This is a genomic window from Sphingomonas sp. P4_D12, assembly GCF_056401895.1.
Window position 1 is genome coordinate 429471 of the sequence record NZ_JBFUIL010000006.1, and the last position, 17700, is coordinate 447170.

At 66.0% G+C, this 17700-nt stretch carries 17 protein-coding genes and 2 pseudogenes; 4 read left to right on the top strand and 15 right to left on the bottom strand.

Annotation, left to right across the window (positions count from 1 at the left end):
- Positions 1-40: 40 nt before the first annotated feature.
- From AC1DSD_RS14610 to AC1DSD_RS14645, 8 genes and pseudogenes are all read right to left on the bottom strand, one after another.
- The gene (locus tag AC1DSD_RS14610; protein WP_478031092.1) at positions 41-1096 is read right to left on the bottom strand and encodes a sulfotransferase; all 1056 of its coding nucleotides are present in this window, start codon (positions 1094-1096) and stop codon (positions 41-43) included.
- Positions 1047-1448: a hypothetical protein gene (locus AC1DSD_RS14615; RefSeq protein WP_478031093.1), complete on the bottom strand. Its 402-nt coding sequence runs from the start codon at positions 1446-1448 to the stop codon at positions 1047-1049. Before AC1DSD_RS14615 ends, AC1DSD_RS14610 begins: the two co-directional genes overlap by 50 nt.
- Positions 1445-1678 (bottom strand): hypothetical protein, encoded by a 234-nt coding sequence (locus AC1DSD_RS14620; RefSeq protein WP_478031094.1) that lies wholly within the window; start codon positions 1676-1678, stop codon positions 1445-1447. Before AC1DSD_RS14620 ends, AC1DSD_RS14615 begins: the two co-directional genes overlap by 4 nt.
- A complete protein-coding gene (locus AC1DSD_RS14625; RefSeq protein ID WP_478031095.1) occupies positions 1675-3045 on the bottom strand; it encodes an arylsulfotransferase family protein in 1371 nt (456 codons plus the stop codon). The genes AC1DSD_RS14620 and AC1DSD_RS14625 overlap by 4 nt, the downstream gene beginning before the upstream one ends.
- Positions 3046-3239: 194 nt before the next feature.
- A pseudogene (locus AC1DSD_RS14630) lies at positions 3240-4010 on the bottom strand (UdgX family uracil-DNA binding protein); the annotation flags it as partial.
- A 19-nt stretch (positions 4011-4029) separates the two neighbouring features.
- On the bottom strand, positions 4030-5016 hold the full coding sequence (locus tag AC1DSD_RS14635) for a retroviral-like aspartic protease family protein (protein WP_478031097.1): 987 nt from the start codon (positions 5014-5016) through the stop codon (positions 4030-4032).
- Between the two features lie 68 nt (positions 5017-5084).
- Positions 5085-7490: a ligase-associated DNA damage response DEXH box helicase gene (locus AC1DSD_RS14640; protein ID WP_478031099.1), complete on the bottom strand. Its 2406-nt coding sequence runs from the start codon at positions 7488-7490 to the stop codon at positions 5085-5087.
- A gap of 164 nt (positions 7491-7654) precedes the next feature.
- Positions 7655-8332 (bottom strand): hypothetical protein, encoded by a 678-nt coding sequence (locus AC1DSD_RS14645; RefSeq protein ID WP_478031102.1) that lies wholly within the window; start codon positions 8330-8332, stop codon positions 7655-7657.
- Positions 8333-8394: 62 nt separating this feature from the next.
- Between AC1DSD_RS14645 and AC1DSD_RS14650 the strand changes: the two genes are divergently transcribed.
- Genes AC1DSD_RS14650 through AC1DSD_RS14660 form a run of 3 tightly spaced genes read left to right on the top strand, consistent with a single transcriptional unit; the run spans position 8395 to position 11268 of the window.
- The gene (locus AC1DSD_RS14650) at positions 8395-9393 is read left to right on the top strand and encodes a ligase-associated DNA damage response exonuclease (protein ID WP_478031374.1); all 999 of its coding nucleotides are present in this window, start codon (positions 8395-8397) and stop codon (positions 9391-9393) included.
- A 47-nt stretch (positions 9394-9440) separates the two neighbouring features.
- Positions 9441-10508 carry a zinc-binding dehydrogenase gene (locus tag AC1DSD_RS14655; protein WP_478031104.1) on the top strand — a complete coding sequence of 356 codons (1068 nt, stop codon included), beginning with the start codon at positions 9441-9443 and terminating at the stop codon, positions 10506-10508.
- 52 nt (positions 10509-10560) lie between these two features.
- Positions 10561-11268: a DUF899 family protein gene (locus AC1DSD_RS14660; RefSeq protein ID WP_478031106.1), complete on the top strand. Its 708-nt coding sequence runs from the start codon at positions 10561-10563 to the stop codon at positions 11266-11268.
- Here AC1DSD_RS14660 and AC1DSD_RS14665 read toward each other — a convergent pair.
- The 7 genes and pseudogenes from AC1DSD_RS14665 to AC1DSD_RS14695 all read right to left on the bottom strand — a co-directional run bounded on the left by AC1DSD_RS14665 (position 11262) and on the right by AC1DSD_RS14695 (position 16637).
- Entirely contained in the window at positions 11262-11561 is a 300-nt protein-coding gene (locus AC1DSD_RS14665; RefSeq protein WP_478031108.1) for a putative quinol monooxygenase, read from the bottom strand. The two genes, AC1DSD_RS14660 and AC1DSD_RS14665, sit on opposite strands and share 7 nt — an antisense overlap.
- Positions 11562-11790: 229 nt before the next feature.
- Positions 11791-12180, bottom strand: coding sequence for a hypothetical protein (locus AC1DSD_RS14670; protein WP_478031110.1), 390 nt, complete (start codon positions 12178-12180; stop codon positions 11791-11793).
- 41 nt (positions 12181-12221) lie between these two features.
- A complete protein-coding gene (gene rpoN, locus AC1DSD_RS14675; RefSeq protein WP_478031111.1) occupies positions 12222-13724 on the bottom strand; it encodes an RNA polymerase factor sigma-54 in 1503 nt (500 codons plus the stop codon).
- Between the two features lie 7 nt (positions 13725-13731).
- Positions 13732-14378, bottom strand: a pseudogene (locus tag AC1DSD_RS14680) (LPS export ABC transporter ATP-binding protein).
- Between the two features lie 146 nt (positions 14379-14524).
- The gene (gene lptC / locus AC1DSD_RS14685) at positions 14525-15169 is read right to left on the bottom strand and encodes an LPS export ABC transporter periplasmic protein LptC (protein WP_478031113.1); all 645 of its coding nucleotides are present in this window, start codon (positions 15167-15169) and stop codon (positions 14525-14527) included.
- The gene (locus AC1DSD_RS14690; RefSeq protein ID WP_478031114.1) at positions 15162-15782 is read right to left on the bottom strand and encodes a ribonuclease D; all 621 of its coding nucleotides are present in this window, start codon (positions 15780-15782) and stop codon (positions 15162-15164) included. The genes lptC and AC1DSD_RS14690 overlap by 8 nt, the downstream gene beginning before the upstream one ends.
- 57 nt (positions 15783-15839) lie before the next feature.
- The gene (locus tag AC1DSD_RS14695; RefSeq protein ID WP_478031116.1) at positions 15840-16637 is read right to left on the bottom strand and encodes a TerC family protein; all 798 of its coding nucleotides are present in this window, start codon (positions 16635-16637) and stop codon (positions 15840-15842) included.
- Positions 16638-16845: 208 nt separating this feature from the next.
- Here AC1DSD_RS14695 and AC1DSD_RS14700 point away from each other — a divergent pair, with 208 nt between their 5' ends.
- Positions 16846-17652: a cold-shock protein gene (locus AC1DSD_RS14700; RefSeq protein ID WP_478031117.1), complete on the top strand. Its 807-nt coding sequence runs from the start codon at positions 16846-16848 to the stop codon at positions 17650-17652.
- Positions 17653-17700: the final 48 nt, after the last annotated feature.

Sequence of the window (17700 nt, forward strand, 5' to 3'; positions counted from 1 at the left end):
ATGGCCGGTTAGGGTCAATCGGCAATCGGGCGCGACAACTTCAACGGGCGCGCGCAACCAATTGGCTATGGACCGCACGCGCCTCGGCGAGCACGTCGTCGCTCGCGCCCTCGACCCCATGCACCGGCGGCGGTCGGAGGCTGTCACCCGAGCCAAGCACCACGCTCGTCGCGGCGGCAACGCGCGCGACACCAGCGGCTGGCTGCGCGCACAAGGCATCGTAATCGACGAACACTTGCCGCACCCTCACCTCGCCCGGCTGGTCGAGCAACAGACGGTGAACCGCGCTCCAGATCGCCAGCCAGTAATCGATCCGGTCAGTCGGCTCGCTCGCGGCAGGCGCACCAGGGATCAACGGCGGCCGGTGGCTGCGACCGAATTCGTAATGGCCGAGCCAGCGCATATAGCTCGCGCGGAACGGATCGGCGCGGCCGAGCGCGACCGCGCGGCGATGCTGGTTGAGCAGCGACGCCGCCTGTTGCAGCGGATCGCGAAACGGATGGATCAGCACCGCATCCGAGAACGCCGCGACGATCCCGCCGAGGCGCAGCACATTGGCGTTGTTCTTCGACAGATAACGTGGGCGATCGTAGCGGTGGCGCACCAACGCAACGAGATCGCGGAAGGCGTCGATGCTGTCGGGCAGCGGGTGGTGCGGATGGAGATGGCTGCGCGTGATGTAGCGTTTGCCCTCGGCCGTCCGCCAGAACACTTCCTCGATCGCTTCCGGGCTGTCGAGATCGTGCACGATGCCGTCGCCATGGCCGCGTTCCTGCGCCGCCAGATCGTGGCGCGACCGCTTGCTCATTTTCTGCCAGCTATTGGGCGCGAGCGGGAACGGCATGTCGCGATAAGTGAGTGAGGCGAATTGGCCGCTGTCGTGGAGCAAACGGAGCAGGATGGTGGTGCCGGCGCGTGCCAGCCCGGTGACGAACACCGGCGCGCCGCCGTCACGCACGCGGGCGGCGGCGCCATAACGCGCGCGCTCGAGGTCGAACGACAGGTCGAGCACCGCCGGGTTCATCGCCAGGCGGTGGAGCAGACGGTCAGCGCGGCTGTAGCCGCCGCCGGCCGATCCGCCATCGAGCGAGGACATAGATCAGACTCACGACAAGGATGAGGAGACGCGCTTGCCAATCGAAAAAGGCAGCGCGCACGCCAAGCGGCACCGTCCCGTCAGCCAGCAGCAGCAAGACGACCGGCGCGATCACCAGCGCCAGGATCGCTCCGGCGGTCAGCGACGATGCCATCATGCGGCCCGCCAGGATGCGCGTCGCGCGTTCCTTCAGATGATCGGACACGCCGCGCCGGGCGAGCACGGTGCCCGCGCGACGTCCGAGCGCGGCAAGCGTGGCGAAGCGCGGCACGATGCGCAGCCGGCGCGCGAGTTCGCCCGCTGCGACGATCGCGGCGAGCAAAAGCACGATCGGTGCGATCGCCCCGATCATGCCTTGCTGTCGCGCGGCGGCGGCGCCGGGCGCTGGCGCAAGCTGCGGATCAGGCGCTTGACCGGATACCAGATCAGCGAGACGGTCATCAGGAACACCGACCCGAGGATACCGAGCACGACGCCGATTGCGCCGAGCCCGACGCCCGGGCCGCTATAGGCTTGGGCGATCGCCGGGATCATCGTCAGCAGGATCGCGCCGGTCAGCGCGGGAATGCGATGGGGGGTCATGTGCATTGCTCCCTGGCAGTGGCCGCCTTGACGGCGGAAAGGACCCCCGGATCATTGGGGTCGAGATAGCGGCTCCAGCTCAGCCACAAGCGGCGGCCGGAGGGGTCGGCGGAGACGTAGCGCCAGCGCAGGCTGCCGTCGGGGGCGATGCGCATCAGCTGGCCGCGCTCGGTCTCCTCGACCATCACGTCGCCGTTCGACAGCGGCGTGGCGCGGCCCTGGGTCGCGGTGGTGATGCCCCGCACCGCGAAGGTGGTGGCCAACGGCGATCTCACCTTGTCGGTCGCCAGATCGTAGATCAGCAAGCGGCTGTTGCCGTCGACGCGGCGCCCCGCCACGCCCCAGCGCACGTGATTGTCGAACACCATGATACGATGATCGTCGAGGATCGAGACGTCATGCTGCGCCGACCACGGTCCCGCGCGCGTCCACAGGATGCGGCCCGTCGAGGGCCGATAGAGCGCGATCAGCGACATGTTGCGGAGCGACAGGATGACGTCCCCCTGTTGCCAATAAGGGCCCGAAGTCAGCACCGGCTCAATATCGTTGAGGTGGAACGGGTCCTCCTCATAGGGGCGGCCACGCCACAAACCGCCGAGATCGTTGCGGTCGAGGATGTCGATCAATCGCTCGACGCGGATCAGCCGGCCCTTTTCGTCCACCTGCGCCAGCGCCTCGTCGGCGAATTTGGCGCCGACACCGGGAACGTTGGACCGCGTCAGCCGATAGGGAATCCACAGCGTGCCATCGGCGGCGCGTTCCAGCGAATGGTGGAAGATGCCGTCAATCACCCAACGCGGCCGCCCGCAGCCGTCGATCCGCGACAAGGGCGTGTTGTCGTGGACCAGCAAGTCGCCATTGGCGAGCAGCATCGGATGCATCGGTCGCATCCGGTCCACGCTTTTGTCGCGATAGAGGTCGACGATCGCCGATTGGAAACGCGAGTGCGCATTGATCGCCGCGACGTCGGGCAGCCACTCCTTGAGTATCCGACCATCGGACAGACGGATCAGCTGGACCGTCGCGCGGCCGCGTTTGGTGTCATAAGGGGTGATCAGCGCATAGCCCGGATCGACGAACGACCGCGCGACATTGCGCTGGAAACCGCCGGGGAGCTTTTCGTAAGGCGGCTTGGCGAACGGCGCCGCGCCTTTCCACCAATCGCCGATCGTGTCGGGTATTTCGGCAATCTGCGCCGCCGCGACGCCCAGCGCGCCATGCTTTTCCGCGCTGCGAGCGAGCGCCGCCACCGCGACGACCAGGATCAGCGACACGTTGCAGACGAGAACGAGCATCCACAGCGGCACCCGGCGCGCGAGCAACGGCATCTCCCGCCGCTCGTCGGCGGCGCGCTCGTCGCGGGCCATCAACACCCCGCTCGCTCTGAATTCCGGCCGCCGCCAGCCGTCATGTCGTCTCCTTCGTCGCGCTGCGGCCGGGCTAAGCGCGATTTGTCGCATAAGTTTGTCACTGGGACAGGGTCATTGCCCCTTGTTTGCGCCCGGGTTGCGATGGGGTTTCGGCATCGGGCGCGGCGGTAACGCGCCGGCAATGTTCGCGGTCAACGACGGAGGCGGCTGGCGACAGCCTTGAGGTCGTGGACGAATTTGGCGAATTCCGCGTGCCGCGCGTCCTCGTCGGGCAGCCGAAGCAGGAAGCTGGGGTGGACGGTGATCCAGGCTTCGCCGATCTCGGGCAGATCATGCGGGCGGCCGCGTTCGCGGCTGATCGTCATCGTCTTGCCGAACAAGGATCGCGCCGCGGTCGCGCCCAGCGCCACCGTCACGCGCGGCTTCACTAGTGCTAGTTCCTGCTCGATCCACCAGCGGCAGGCCGTGATCTCGCCCGCATCGGGCTTGGAATGGATGCGGCGTTTGCCGCGCTGCTCGAATTTGAAATGCTTGACCGCGTTGCTGACATAGACGCGGGCGCGGTCGATCCCCGCCTCCGCCAGCGCGCGGTCGAACACCTGCCCGGCCGGGCCGACAAACGGCTTGCCCGCCAGATCCTCCTGGTCGCCCGGCTGCTCGCCGACGAAGACGAGGTCGGCGTCGACCGGCCCTTCACCGAACACGGTCTGGGTCGCATGCTTGTAGAGATTGCAGCGGCGGCAATGCATCGCCTCGTCACGCAGCGCCGCCCAGGCGGCCTCGACATTGTCTCCGGTCTTCGCCCGTGCCGTCGCAACCATTGCCTGCTCCCGTGCCTGCGCCCCCGCGATCAGCTCGGGTACCAACGCGGTTTCGGGCATGTTTTTCCAATATTTGCGCGGCATCTCCTTGAGCATCGCGCCGACCGTCACCCGAGCCGGGTTGAAGATCGACGCATAATAATTATCGGCGGACTGCCAGTCAGGACGACGGGCCGATACTCCTGCAGGCGGCACTGCCGTTTCGGCAGATGTCGTGAAAATCGATCTGCGGCCGCGCCAGGCTGAACCCGATCTCGCGATTGACAAAGTCGAGCTCGACTCGGCCGAACAGCTTGAGCGAGCTCATCCCCAGGATCAGCGCCGGCTGGTCACGCAGACCGAAACGATCGAACGGCGGCACATCGGCGAACACCAGCCCGAAATTGTCGAACCGGATGGTATCGATCTTGACGTTGCTGATCGAGACGAAATTGGCGGTAAAAGTTCGCCCGGTCACCGACGTGATCGCTACCGGCCCGTATGATCGCGGTGTTTTCTTCGCCAGCTTGAGCATGGCGGTGTTACCGACGCTGAGCCAGGATCCGGTATCGATGACCACCGCGATCGGCTGATTGTTGAACCACGCCTTGGTCACGATCAATTGGCCGGTACGCGACTCGGCGCGAATGACGAAATCGCCCGAGGCGTGGCGCCGCGCCGGTCGCAGCAGCATCCGCCGCGTGTTGAAATCGAGTATGACTTTCTGCCCCTGGAGCGCGTCGATACCGAGCATGCCGGGGGCACCGATATCGGCCAGCAGCAGCTGCGGCGCTTCCATCGCCGGCGTGCCGAGCTTGCCCGCGGTCAGCGACGGCACTTTTACTGTCGTAACCTGGGCGGCGCCGGTGAAATCGAACAGCTTCACATCGGTCCCGGGCAGCAACTTGAGGTAGCCAGCGAGTTCACGCGAGACGACCGAGCGTTCGGCCCCGGTATCGATGATGAAGGGGAAGGGCCCATGCGGCCCGATCGTCACCGGGACGGTCATGCGGTCGGTGCGCTCACCGATGGTGAGGACGTCCGGTGCGGGTCCCTCGGCGGGAGCGGCGACGACGGGCTTGATCGAGGGCTGCGCCTGTTGCGCGGCGAGGGGCGGTCCGGCCAGTGCACCGATGCCAAGCGCCAACAAGGGAATAAACCCGCGCATGCCCGGATCATACGCCCGTTTCGGACGTGTACCAAGCGGATAATACGCCCCCGAACGGGGCTATGGGCCTAGTCGAGCCGCATCGCCTCCTGCGCCAGCACCTCGGCCTCCATCAGCAAGGCGTCGTCGGCGAGCCCCTGCGCCACGGTTTCGCGGCCGATCAAGGTCAGCACCGGCACCGCGAGCGGCGAGATGCGGTCGAGCGTCACGTGCATCATCGTGTCACCGGCACGATCGAGCAGATCGGCGAGACGCCCGACATCGGTCATCCGCGCGCGGGCGTCGGCCCAGGCCGCCTCGAGCAGCAAATGGCCGGGCTCGTATTTGCGCAGCACGTCGTAGATCAGGTCGGTCGAGAAGGTGACCTGCTTGCCCGACTTGCGCTTGCCGGGATGTTGGCGTTCGACCAGGCCGCCGATCACCGCCACCTCGCGGAACGCGCGCTTGAGCAGATGCGATTGCTGCACCCAGTCGACAAATTCGTGTTCGAGGATGTCGGGCGAGAACAGCGACGCCGGATCGGTCACCGGATCGAGCGAATAGCAAGCGAGCGCATAATCGTTGGCGACGAAGCCGAGCGGCTTGAGCCCCTGTGTCTCCATCCGCCGGGTCACCAGCATGCCGAGCGACTGGTGCGCGTTCCAGCCCTCGAAACTATAGGCGACCATGTACTGACGGCCTTCACGGGGAAAGGTCTCGACCAGCAATTGCCCGGCTTCGGGCAGCCGCGAGCGATAGGATTGCACTTCCAGCCATTCGCGCACGTCGTCGGGGAAGCGCGCCCATTCCTGCGGTTGCGCGAGGAAGCCGCGGACGCGGTCGGCGAGGTGGGTCGACAGCGGCATGCGCGCGCCGCCATAGGTCGGGATGCGCGCCGGGCGGGTCGAGGCGCGGACCAGCACGTCCTCGGTATCGATGCGCAACACCTCGCAACTCATGCCCGCAAAGAAGAAAGTGTCGCCGTTCGACAGCGAGGCGGCGAACCCCTCCTCGACCTTGCCGAGCAGCCGACCGTTCTTGAACCGCACATTGAGCATCGCCGCCTCGACGATGATCCCGGCATTGAGGCGGTGCTGCTGAACGAAACGCGGGTGGCTGACGCGCCACGAGCCGTCGGGCTCCTGCGTCAGCCGCTTGAACCGGTCGTAAGCGCGCAAGGCATAACCGCCGTCGCGGATGAAACCGAGCACGCGCTCGAACGTCTCCGCATCGAGCGCCGAATAGGGCAGCGCGCTTTGCACCTCGGCGAGCATCTCGTCGCTCAGAAACGGCGCGGCGCAGGCGCACGCCATGACATGCTGCGCCAGCACGTCGAGCCCGCCCGGGCGGAACGGTTCGTTGTCGAGCTCGTTCGCCTCAACCGCGTCGATCGCGGCGCGCGCCTCGAGATATTCGAAGCGGTTGCCGGGGACGAGGATCGCCTCGCTCGCCTCGTCGAGCCGATGGTTGGCGCGGCCGATCCGCTGGAGCAGGCGCGACGAACCCTTGGGCGCGCCCATCTGGATCACGCAATCGACGTCGCCCCAATCGACCCCGAGATCGAGGCTGGCGGTGGCGACCAGCGCACGCAGCTGCCCCGCCGCCATCGCGCCTTCGACCTTGCGTCGCGCTTCCTTCGACAGGCTGCCGTGATGCACGCCGATCGGCAGCGACATCAGATTCACTTTCCACAGATCCTGAAAGATCAGCTCGGCGAGGCTGCGCGTGTTGCAGAACACGATCGTCGTGCGCCGCGTCTCGATCTCCGCCATCACCTGCTCGGCGGCGTAGCGGCCCGAATGGCCCGCCCATGGCACGCGCCCTTGGGGCAGCAGGATGGAGATGTCGGGATCGGCGCCGGGCTCGCCGAGCACCAGGTCGACCATGTCGATATCGCCGTCAGGCGCGAGCCAGGCGCGATAGGCATCGGGATCGGCGACGGTCGCCGACAGCGCGACACGGCGCATGTCGGGTGCGATCCGCTGGAGCCGTGCCATGCACAGCGACAGCAAGTCGCCGCGCTTGCCGCTGGCGAAGGCGTGGACTTCGTCGACGACGATACGCTTGAGCCCGGCGAACATCAGGAAGCTGTCGGGATAGCTGAGCAGCAGCGACAGGCTTTCGGGCGTGGTCAGCAGGATCTGCGGCGGGCGCACGCGCTGCCGCGCCTTGCGGTCGCTCGGCGTGTCGCCGGTGCGCGTCTCGACGCGGATATCGACTCCCATCTCCTCGATCGGGGTGAGCAAGTTGCGCTGGACGTCGACCGCCAGCGCCTTGAGCGGCGAGACGTAGAGCGTGTGCAGCCCCTCGGCGGGGGTCTCGATCAGCTCGGCGAGCGTGGGGAGAAAACCGGCCAGCGTCTTGCCCGCCCCGGTCGCGGCGACGAGCAGCGCGTGATGCCCGGCGCGCGCGGCGTCGAGCATCTCGAACTGGTGGCGCCGCGGGCGCCAGCCGCGCGCGGCGAACCAGTCAGTCAGAGGGGCGGGAAGTTCCATTAAAGCCCCTCCCCTTCAGGGGAGGGGTTGGGGGTGGGGCAGTGCCTCAAGCAAGTCGCCTGTGGATAGGCCCCACCCCAACCCCTCCCCTGAAGGGGAGGGGCTATGGAAAGACGGAAGCCTGCGCTCATCCTGCAGATATAGGGTGCGGGCCGCCGATCGCGCTATGGCGCCGGCGGCGCGCCTGCGGGCCGGGCGATCAGCTTCGGCGCCGCTTTGCCCTCGACCGCCAGCCTTGCGCGCTCGCCCTCGGCACGGTCCTGGAGCGACAGCCAGACGGTGTCGGCTTGCGTCCCCATCCGCAGCCCTTCGGCATATTTACCCAGCGGGTTCCGGTAGTTGACCACCAGCCCGGCGAACCCGGTCTTATCGTTGGCGGTGAGCAGCACCGCATCGCCACCGGGCCGGTCGAGCGACAGGATGGCGCGGCCATTGTCCAGGAAACTGAAGCCGCCGCGCTCATTGCCCTTGGCATCATGGATCAGCAGACCATAGGCGCTGGCGATGCGCGGATAGGCCTTGCCGTCGACCAGCACCGGCGGCTGCTCGCCCAGCACTAGGCGATCGGCGCCGTCGGGGCCGAGTACGACGATCGACGCGGTCTGCGCATCCTTGCGCTGGCGACCGTCGGCGGGCGGCGGCGCGCCGATCAGGATGCGCGGCTTGCCCGCGGCATCGACGATACGAATCGCTTGTGCCTCGACCGTGCCGGGCGCGGCGGGCGCGAGCGCCATCAGCAACGCCGCTGCGCCACCGAGTCCGACCGTCCCCATCATCAACCGTTGCCGCCGGACCGTACGTTCGAGCCGATCGAGCCGCTGATCGAGAGCCGTTTGCTGCATCCGTTTCCTCCTTATTTCCGGGCAAGATGGAACAGGAACGCTCGCCGCGCCATATTGGCGTGATGAGCAAGCTCGGCGATTGGATCACGCCCCACCCACAGGGGATTTATGTGGCGCCGGCCGATGTCTGGATCGATCCGTCGGTACCCAGTCCGCGCGCGCTGGTGACGCACGGTCACGCCGACCATGCGCGCGGCGGGCACGAGGCGGTATGGGCGACGCCGGAAACGCTGGCGATCATGGAGACCCGCCACGGCCCGCAGGCCGGACACGCGGTTACCTATGGCGAACCGCGCGACATGGGCGGGGTCGAGGTCGAGTTCGTCCCCGCCGGCCATGTGCTGGGATCGGCGCAGATCGTATTGAGATATCGCGGCGAGACGATCGTCGTTTCGGGCGATTACAAGCGGCGCCCCGACCCCACCTGCGCGCGGTTCGAGCCCGTAAAGTGCGATGTCTTCGTGACCGAGGCGACGTTCGGGCTGCCCGTCTTCCGCCATCCCGAGACGCATGACGAGATCGACAAATTGCTCGTCGCGTCGCGCGCCAATCCCGATCGCTGCGTTCTGGTCGGCGCCTATGCTTTGGGCAAGGCGCAGCGCGTGATCCGCGAACTGCGCGACATGGGCTATGACGATCCGATCTACATCCATGGCGCGCTGCAGCGATTGTGCGACCTCTATGTCGACCTGGGCGTCGATCTCGGTGAGCTTCGCCCCGCGACCGGAGTCGCCAAGGCCGAGTTGCAGGGCCGGATCGTGCTGTGCCCACCAGGCGCGCTCAACGATCGCTGGTCGCGGCGGCTGCCCGACCCGATCACCGCGATGGCCTCGGGCTGGATGCGCGTCCGCCAGCGCGCGCGGCAGAGATTGGTGGAACTGCCGCTGATCCTGTCCGACCATGCCGACTGGGACGAATTGACCGAAACGTTGATCGAGATCGCGCCCAGGGAAGTGTGGGTGACGCACGGCCGCGAGGACGCGCTGATCCATTGGTGCGAGACGCGGCAGATCAAGGCGCGCGCGCTGGCGCTGGTCGGATTCGAAGACGAGGACGATTGACCGCGCTCCGTATTTTCGAAAAGAGGGTACGGAAAAAGGAGAGCGCGATGCGGGCAGTGGTCAAGCGGGGGCAGCGGCTGGAACTCGACGAGATCGTCGAGCCGACCCCCGACAAGGGGCAGGTGCTGGTGCGGACGCTACGTTGCGGCATTTGCGGGTCCGATCTCCACGCGCTGCACCATATGGACAAGATGGTCGCCGAGCGCGCCGGCGGCACGCCGCGCCCCTTGCCCGACATGGTGATGGGACATGAATTCTGCGCCGAAATCCTCGATTACGGTCCCGACACGCCGCATCGGCTCAAGCCCGGGACGCGCGTGGTCTCGGTGCCCGTCACCAATTCTTCCAAAGGCTATCATCCCGTCGGCTATTCGCCTTCGGCGCCGGGCGGGTTCGCCGAACGCATGCTGCTCGACGAGCGGTTGTTGCTCGAGGTACCCAATGGCCTTTCCGACGATCTTGCCGCGCTGACCGAGCCGTTCGCGGTCGGCGCGCATGCCGTCGCGCGCGCCGCGCTCGAGCCGGGGTCGGCGTCGCTGGTGATCGGCTGTGGTCCGGTCGGGCTGGCGATCATCGCCGCGCTCAAGATCGCCGGCAAGGGACCGGTGATCGCCGCCGATTTCTCTCCCCGCCGCCGCGCCGAGGCCGAACGGATGGGCGCCGATGTCATCATCGACCCTGCGGTCGAGGGGCCGCACGGCAAATGGGCCGACTATGGCGTCCCCGCCACGGAGGCCGAGGCGCATATCGCGCGGATGGCGGGCAAGCTGCACGCCCGCCCAATCGTGTTCGAATGCGTCGGCGTGCCCGGCATGGTGCAACGGATCATCGAGGATTGCCCGCCCGGCGCGCAGATCGTCGTCGCCGGCGTGTGCATGGAACCCGACAGCTTCCGTCCGTCGATGGCGATCACCAAGCAACTCAACCTGGAATTCGTCTATGGCTACACCCCCGACGAGTTCGCCGCGACGTTGCGCGAGATCGCCGAGGAGACGGTCGACGTCGGCCGGGTCATCACCGGGACGGTTGGGCTGGACGGCGTGCCGCAGGCGTTCACCGACCTCGGCGATCCCGAAAACCACGTGAAGATCATGGTCGATCCGGCCATCGCCTGATAGGAACCCGACTCCGACTTCGAACGCTTTGATGCGCGAAAAGGAGAGGATCATGGCCGAGGCCGACGTCAAAATGCTCGCTCCCGCCAGCGAGCTCGCCGATAAGGCGCATCATCCCTATCCAGGCGAAAGCGCCGATTACGCCGAGGCTCGCAAGAAGCTTCTCGCCGAGGAAGTTGAATTACGACGACACCTGGAACGCGTCGCCGCGCAACGCCGCGCGCTGCCGCCAGGGCCGGTGGTCACGAAGGACTATCGCTTCCAAAGCAAAGACGGCGAGGTCGGACTCGCCGATATGTTCGAAGGGCATGACGCGCTCGTCACCTATTGCTGGATGTTCGGCCCCGAACGCGCGCGGCCATGCCCGATGTGTACCCAATTTCTCGGCGCGCTGGCAGCCAATGCGCTCGACTTGCGCCAGAAGGTCGCGCTGGCGGTGATCGCGCGGTCGCCCGTCGAACGACTGTACGATTTCGCCAAGGAGCGCGGTTGGCGCGGTCTGCCGCTCTATAGCGACACCAGCGAGGCATTCGGCCGCGATCACAACGCCTGGCACGACGATGGCGACTGGCCGTCCTACGATGTGTTCACCAGGGACAAGGACGGCACGATCCGCCATGTCTGGGGATCGGAATTGGGCGGAACCCAGGATCCCGGTCAGGACCCGCGCGGCGCGCCCGAAATGTCGCCTTTATGGAACGTGCTCGACACGATCCCCGCCGGGCGCGGCACCGACTGGTATCCAAGCATCGACTACTGATCCGGCGCCTTGTGCGCGCTGTAGGTCGTGATCTTCTCGCTCGACGCGGCGTGCTCGCGAATCGCGGCCATCAGCTGGGCGATGCCGGATGTGAGGAAGTGTTCCTGCAGCGCGGGCAGGTCGCGCCATTCCTCGAAAAACACCAGACGGAGCGGGTTTTCGGCATCGATATGAACCGCATGGCTGATGCAGCCGTCCTCGGTCCGCGAGCGGTGGACGTGCGCGAGGCAGGCATCGCGCAACGGCTCGAACTGGCCCTCCTTCGCGGTGATGCTGCCGGTGACGATGATCATGACGCCCTCTCCCTAGGTGGGAGGCTAGAGCATTTTCGCGTTCTGTGGAACTAACGAAAGTATTATAAAACAAGGAAAATAAAAGAAATATGGCGCATCCGGTCCTTTTCACGTCATGCCAGGCTCGTCCCGGCCTCCACCGGGCCGGCGAGCGAGATGCCTGAGCTCATCGTTCCGCGCTGGCGGCACGGGCACAAGGCCGGGGTGATGCAGGAGAAAGGACGGCCCGTCAGGCCGCCACCATCTCCGAATCGTGCGCGAACAGCCATTGCTCGGCATCGACGCGATTTTCGAAGCATTTCGCGGTGCGGCCGTTGAGCGCGCGCATCAGCTGGCTGCGCGCCAGCGTGCGGTCGACGATGAACGCGAGTTTGCGCGACCGATAGGCCGGATCGGCGAGCAGGTTCTGGAAGGCGGCGACCACGTCCTGCGCCTGCACCTTCATCGCCCTGAGGTCGTTGAGCGTGACATGCTGGTTGGGCCCGCAGGTCAGGCGGGCATGTTCCGCGGCGCGCGCGTCGCAAAATGCCTGGATGTCGTCGGGATTGAAGAAGCCGGACATGGTGATGCGAATCAAATCGCGCGAGGGTTCGGCCCGGACCGTGAAATGTGCAGCCATGCCGTTTGGTTAGAGCGAATGTTTTGCCGAACGGTAAAAAACTACCCGACTCCCTCCAGCGCCTTTTGCCGCCGGCGCTGGACCGAACTACCGATCCCCATCGCTTCGCGATACTTGGCGACGGTGCGCCGCGCGATGTCGAAACCCTTGGCGTTGAGCATGTCGACCAAGGTGTCGTCGGACAGGATCGCCTTCGGACTCTCCGCCGAGATCAGTGTGCGAATCGCCGACTTGACCGCTTGCGCCGACACCGCATCGCCGCCATCGGCCGCCTGGATCGCCGAGGTGAAGAAATATTTGAGCTCGTACAGCCCGCGCGCGCAGCTGAGATATTTGTTCGAGGTCACCCGGCTGACCGTCGATTCGTGCATCTCAATCGCGTCGGCAACCTGCTTCAGGGTCATCGGCTTCAGATGCGCGACGCCATGGAGGAAGAACGCTTCCTGCTGCTTCACGATCTCGCTCGCGACCTTGATGATCGTGCGCTGGCGTTGGTCGAGCGCCTTGACCAGCCAGTTGGCGCTGGCGAGCATCTCGCTCAGCCACGCCTTGGCCGTCTTGTCCTGCGGGCCCGAGGACAATTCGACATAATAAGAGCGGTTGACGAGCACCTTGGGCAACGTCGCCGCGTTGATCTCGATCGCCCAGCCCTGCTTGGCGCGCGCGACATAGAGGTCGGGGACGACCGCTTGCATCGGCTCCCCGCCGAAGCGGCATCCGGGTTTGGGGTCGTAATTGCGCAACTCGCGGATCATGTCGGCGAGGTCTTCGTCGTCGACGTCGCAAATCCGCCGCAGCCGCGACATCTCGCCGCGCGCGACGAGGTCGAGATTGTCGATCAATCGCGCCATGCACGGATCGTAGCGGTCGGCCTCCTTCGCCTGGAGCGCGAGGCATTCGGCGAGGTCGCGCGCGCCGACCCCGGTTGGGTCGAACGTCTGGATCACCTTGAGCACGTCCTCGACATGCACCAGCGGCACGCCGAGCCGGTTGGCGATGTCGAGCAACGGCGTGGTCAGATATCCCGCTTCGTCGATCAGGTCGATCAGATGCTGGGCAACGAACATGTCGACGCCCGACAGCACTTCGCCCGCCTGGGTCAGCAAGTGATCGGCAAGCGTCAGGCTGGTGTCGGCAAAGGCGTCAAGATCGGGACCGTCCTCGCTCGCCCCGCCCGACGTGCCGCCGTTCATGCCGAGCGACCCATCCATCCCGGCCTGATCGGACGGCGAATCGTGGTGGAAGCTTTCCGCCGCGAAGTCGACGTCGAGCGAGGCTTCGCCGCCGCTCTCACCGTTGAGCAAGGCATCGGCGCTGGCCGGCTCGTCGCCCATCGCGACCGGTGCCTCGCGTTCGACGATCGGGCCGTCGTCGTCGCTGCCCGCGCTCGAACTGTCGAGCAACGGATTGCGCTCGATCTCCTCGGCGATGAAGGTTTCGACTTCGAGGTTCGACAGCGCGAGCAGGCGAATCGCCTGCTGCAACTGCGGCGTCATCACCAGCGATTGCGACTGCCGAAGATCAAGGCGAGGCGCGAGACTCATGGGCTGGTCAGAGCTGGAAGCTCTCTCCCAGATAGAGCCGGCGGACATTCTCGTCGGCGACGAGTTCCTCGGGCGAGCCGGCGAACAGCACGCGTCCATCGTAGATGATGTAGCCGCGATCGACGATGTCGAGCGTCTCGCGGACATTATGGTCGGTGATCAGCACGCCGATGCCGCGCTTCTTCAATTCGACGATCAGGTCGCGAATGTCGGAGATCGACAAGGGATCGATGCCGGCGAACGGCTCGTCGAGCAGCATGATCGAGGGATTGGCGGCGAGCGCCCGCGCGATCTCGGCGCGGGGGGGGTCTTTTCGACCGACAGGCCGCGAAAGATCGAGGTTTCCTGCGGTAGATAGCCCAGGCCGAGGATCGCGCGGCGGTACATCGGCAATCCGGTGATGTCGTCGCCATCGAGCATGATGCGGCCCGAATCGGGCTTCACCAACCCCATCACCGAATAGAAGCAGGTGGTCTTGCCGGCGCCGTTGGGACCCAATAGCCCGATCACTTCGCCTGGGCCCACCGACAGCGACACGTCGGTCAGCACGACGCGCTTGTCGTAGGACTTGGCGATCGACACGACCGACAGGCCGCGCATCACCGGGGCTTCCGCGATCGGCGGTATCTCTTCCAGGGTAACGGTATCGTTCATATCGGCTCCCTGAGTGCCCGCCTCTTGGTTACTGAATGGTTATCGGACAGGCAATTGGCAAGCTTTGTGCATGGCGCGCGCGGTGCCATGCACCGGCGTCTCGCCGCGAGCAAGCGTGTGCGCGGCGGATGCGCCAATAAATCGGGCTATCGGTTGCGCTTGGCCTTGCCGCTAAAGTGCATGGTCGCGCGTCCGTTGAGCCGCACCACGCGATTCTCGAGGTCGGCGTTCATCGTATCGGCGTTGAAATTACCTTGCGGCAAGGTGCCGGAGACGCCGCCCGTCCCCTGCATCGTGCGCTTCCTCAAATCGACCGTCGCCGCCTTGCTCTGGAGGCTATAGCCCCTGGGGCCGGTGAAGGTGATCGGCCCCGACACGTCGACCTGCTGGCTCTTCAGATTGTAATTGCCCTTGGGCGCCTGAAGCGTGCCGGGACCGTCCGACAGCAGGATATCGGCGTTCATCCGGTCGATCTCGACGATCGGCTGGGTGGCGTCGCGTTGCACCGCCGATTGCGCGGTCAAGGTGAAGGGTTGGCCCTTGTCATCCTGCCCGCGATAAGTTGCCGACTGGACGCGCAGGCGCTCCTTAGTGATCTCCACCTTGTTGCGGTCGAGCACGAAACTGACGTCGCCGCCGGCGGTCAGCGGCAGGAATACCATCAGCGCGGCGACGACGCCGACCGCCGACGGCAGGACGACGCGCAGGATCGCGATCAATGTGTCGTGTGCACTCCCCGGCGCCGCCCAGCGCTGACGCTCGGACCGCATCTGGAGCGCGACGTCAGACATGCGCGAAGATGTCGATTTCGGGCCAGCCGGCGAGGTCGAGCTCGGCGCGCCACGGCAGGAAGTCGAAACAGGCCTGCGCCAGCTCGGCGCGATTTTCGCGAACCAGGCGGCGATCGAGTTCGGCGCGCAGGCGATGCAGATAGCGCACGTCGGACGCGGCATAATCCTTTTGCGCGTCGCTCAGCTCGGGGCCGCCCCAATCGGACGATTGCTGCTGCTTCGAAATGTCCTGACCGAGCAGCTCGCGGACCAGCTCCTTCAGCCCATGCCGGTCGGTATAGGTGCGGACCAGCCGCGACGCGGTCTTGGTGCAATAGACCGGGCCGGCAGTGACGCCGAGATAGTGTTTGATCGCGGCGAGATCGAAACGCGCGAAATGATAGAGCTTGTCGCGCGCCGGATCGGCGAGCAACGCCTTGAGATTGGGCGCGGCATAATCGCTGCCGGGGCCGAAACGGACGAGATGCTCGTCGGGTCCGCCATCGGACAATTGCACCAGGCACAATCGGTCACGCGGCGTGATCAGCCCCATCGTCTCGGTATCGACGGCGATCGCGGCGCCGGGCGCGAACAGCCCGGCGGGAAGGTCTTCCTCATGGAGATATACGGTCATCGCCTAGCGCCTAGCCCTTCCGAGCCGAACGCTCAATGGCTGGGGAAGATGCGGCGTTCAGTGAGCGGCGCTGTTCCCGCCTCGACGCTCGCGCGCCTTGCGGCTCCAGATGTTGAGGATCTCGACCCCGGCGGAGAAGGCCATGGCGGTATAGACATAGCCCTTGGGGACATGGACGCCGAAGCCGTCGGCGATCAGCACGAGGCCGATCATCAACAGGAAGCCGAGCGCGAGCATGACCACGGTCGGGTTCTTGGCGATGAAGTTGGACAAGGGATCGGCGGCGAGCAGCATGACCCCGACCGCGACCACGACCGCGACGATCATGATCGGCAATTCGTCGGTCATGCCGACGGCGGTCAGGATCGAATCGATCGAGAAGACCAGATCGAGCACCAGGATTTGGGCGATCGCGGACGCGAAGCCGAGCGACTTCTGGCTGTTGGTCTTGTCGAGTGGCGAGTCCGATTCGGCCGGATCGACGCTGTGATGGATTTCGGTCGTCGCCTTGTAGAGCAGGAACAGGCCGCCCGCGATCAGGATGAGATCGCGAATCGAAAAGGCGGTCTCGAAGCTGGGAGTGCCATGCGCGTCGGCAGCACCCGTCAGCCCGAGATCGATCACCGGCGCCGTCATGCCGACGATCCAGCTGATCGTCGTGAGCAGCAGCAGACGCATGATCAGCGCGAGCCCGATCCCGATTCGCCGCGTGCGGGCACGGTCCGCCTCGGGCAATTTGTTCGACAGGATCGCGACGAAGACCAGGTTGTCGATGCCGAGCACGACTTCCATCATGATCAGCGTCAACAGCGCCGCCCAAGCGGCCGGACTGGCGAGAAGTTCGATGATCGACATGGGGCAGGGCTGTGCCGTCTTGGCCACGCTCGCGCAAGTATCGCGACGACAAGGGCAGGAATGCCGACGATTTTGTTCGCGGCGTGGCCGATTTTCGGCTAAGACTCGCACTAAGGCGCTATTGGTTTGCGTCCGAAGGCCTGCGTCTGTCGTCCGACGCGTTGGTTCTTGAATGTGATACGGGGCGAACCGGAAAGACGAACAGGGCATGAGTTTCGATAAAGGTGGCCGTGGCAATCGTGGTGGTCGCGGCCGTGACAAGCGCGACAATTTCGGCGGTGACGAATTTGGCGGCGGTGGTGGTGATTTCGGCGGCGGTGGCTTCGGCGGCGGTAGCAGCTATGGTGGCGGCGGCGGTGGATATCGCGGCGGCGGTGGCGGCTTCGGCGGTGGTGGCGGCTTCGGCGGCGGCGGCGGCGGTTTCCGCGGCGGCGGCGGCGGTGGCGGCGGGTTCCGTGGTGGCGGTGGTGGCGGCGGCGGCATGCCCCCCCAGGTCGTCGGTGAAGGCACCGGCGTCGTAAAGTTCTTCAACGGACAAAAGGGCTTTGGCTTCGTCGTTCGCGACGATGGCGGCGAGGACGTGTTCGTGCACATCAGTGCGGTCGAGCAGGCCGGCCTGACCGGCCTGGCCGAGGGCCAGCCGCTGGGCTTCACCCTCGTCGATCGCGGCGGCCGCATTTCGGCGACCGACCTCAAGATCGAGGGCGAGCCCTTGCCGGTCCAGGATCGCGGCCCGCGCCCCGAGCGTGCGGCAGGCGGCCCGGGTGGCGCTGGCGGCGGCGGTGGCCGCGAGCTGACTGGCGAGAAGGCGACCGGCACGGTCAAGTTCTTCAACGCGATGAAGGGCTTCGGCTTCATTCAGCGCGATGACGGCCAGCCCGATGCGTTCGTCCACATCTCGGCAGTCGAGCGCGCCGGCATGACCAGCCTGAACGAAGGCGATCGGCTCGAATTCGAGCTCGAGGTCGACAATCGTCGCGGCAAATACGCCGCGGTGAACCTGACGTCGATCTAATCGCCCTCCGGTTCTGCTTTTGAAAAGGCCCGGTCCGCCATGCGCGGG

What these genes read in the sequence shown, in the direction of transcription:
- AC1DSD_RS14610 (WP_478031092.1), bottom strand. Translation starts at nt 1,096, where the DNA reads ATGTCCTCGCTCGATGGCGGATCGGCCGGCGGCGGCTACAGCCGCGCT.
- AC1DSD_RS14615 (WP_478031093.1), bottom strand. Translation starts at nt 1,448, where the DNA reads ATGATCGGGGCGATCGCACCGATCGTGCTTTTGCTCGCCGCGATCGTC.
- AC1DSD_RS14620 (WP_478031094.1), bottom strand. Translation starts at nt 1,678, where the DNA reads ATGACCCCCCATCGCATTCCCGCGCTGACCGGCGCGATCCTGCTGACG.
- AC1DSD_RS14625 (WP_478031095.1), bottom strand. Translation starts at nt 3,045, where the DNA reads ATGGCCCGCGACGAGCGCGCCGCCGACGAGCGGCGGGAGATGCCGTTG.
- AC1DSD_RS14635 (WP_478031097.1), bottom strand. Translation starts at nt 5,016, where the DNA reads ATGCGCGGGTTTATTCCCTTGTTGGCGCTTGGCATCGGTGCACTGGCC.
- AC1DSD_RS14640 (WP_478031099.1), bottom strand. Translation starts at nt 7,490, where the DNA reads ATGGAACTTCCCGCCCCTCTGACTGACTGGTTCGCCGCGCGCGGCTGG.
- AC1DSD_RS14645 (WP_478031102.1), bottom strand. Translation starts at nt 8,332, where the DNA reads ATGCAGCAAACGGCTCTCGATCAGCGGCTCGATCGGCTCGAACGTACG.
- AC1DSD_RS14650 (WP_478031374.1), top strand. Translation starts at nt 8,395, where the DNA reads ATGAGCAAGCTCGGCGATTGGATCACGCCCCACCCACAGGGGATTTAT.
- AC1DSD_RS14655 (WP_478031104.1), top strand. Translation starts at nt 9,441, where the DNA reads ATGCGGGCAGTGGTCAAGCGGGGGCAGCGGCTGGAACTCGACGAGATC.
- AC1DSD_RS14660 (WP_478031106.1), top strand. Translation starts at nt 10,561, where the DNA reads ATGGCCGAGGCCGACGTCAAAATGCTCGCTCCCGCCAGCGAGCTCGCC.
- AC1DSD_RS14665 (WP_478031108.1), bottom strand. Translation starts at nt 11,561, where the DNA reads ATGATCATCGTCACCGGCAGCATCACCGCGAAGGAGGGCCAGTTCGAG.
- AC1DSD_RS14670 (WP_478031110.1), bottom strand. Translation starts at nt 12,180, where the DNA reads ATGGCTGCACATTTCACGGTCCGGGCCGAACCCTCGCGCGATTTGATT.
- rpoN (WP_478031111.1), bottom strand. Translation starts at nt 13,724, where the DNA reads ATGAGTCTCGCGCCTCGCCTTGATCTTCGGCAGTCGCAATCGCTGGTG.
- lptC (WP_478031113.1), bottom strand. Translation starts at nt 15,169, where the DNA reads ATGTCTGACGTCGCGCTCCAGATGCGGTCCGAGCGTCAGCGCTGGGCG.
- AC1DSD_RS14690 (WP_478031114.1), bottom strand. Translation starts at nt 15,782, where the DNA reads ATGACCGTATATCTCCATGAGGAAGACCTTCCCGCCGGGCTGTTCGCG.
- AC1DSD_RS14695 (WP_478031116.1), bottom strand. Translation starts at nt 16,637, where the DNA reads ATGTCGATCATCGAACTTCTCGCCAGTCCGGCCGCTTGGGCGGCGCTG.
- AC1DSD_RS14700 (WP_478031117.1), top strand. Translation starts at nt 16,846, where the DNA reads ATGAGTTTCGATAAAGGTGGCCGTGGCAATCGTGGTGGTCGCGGCCGT.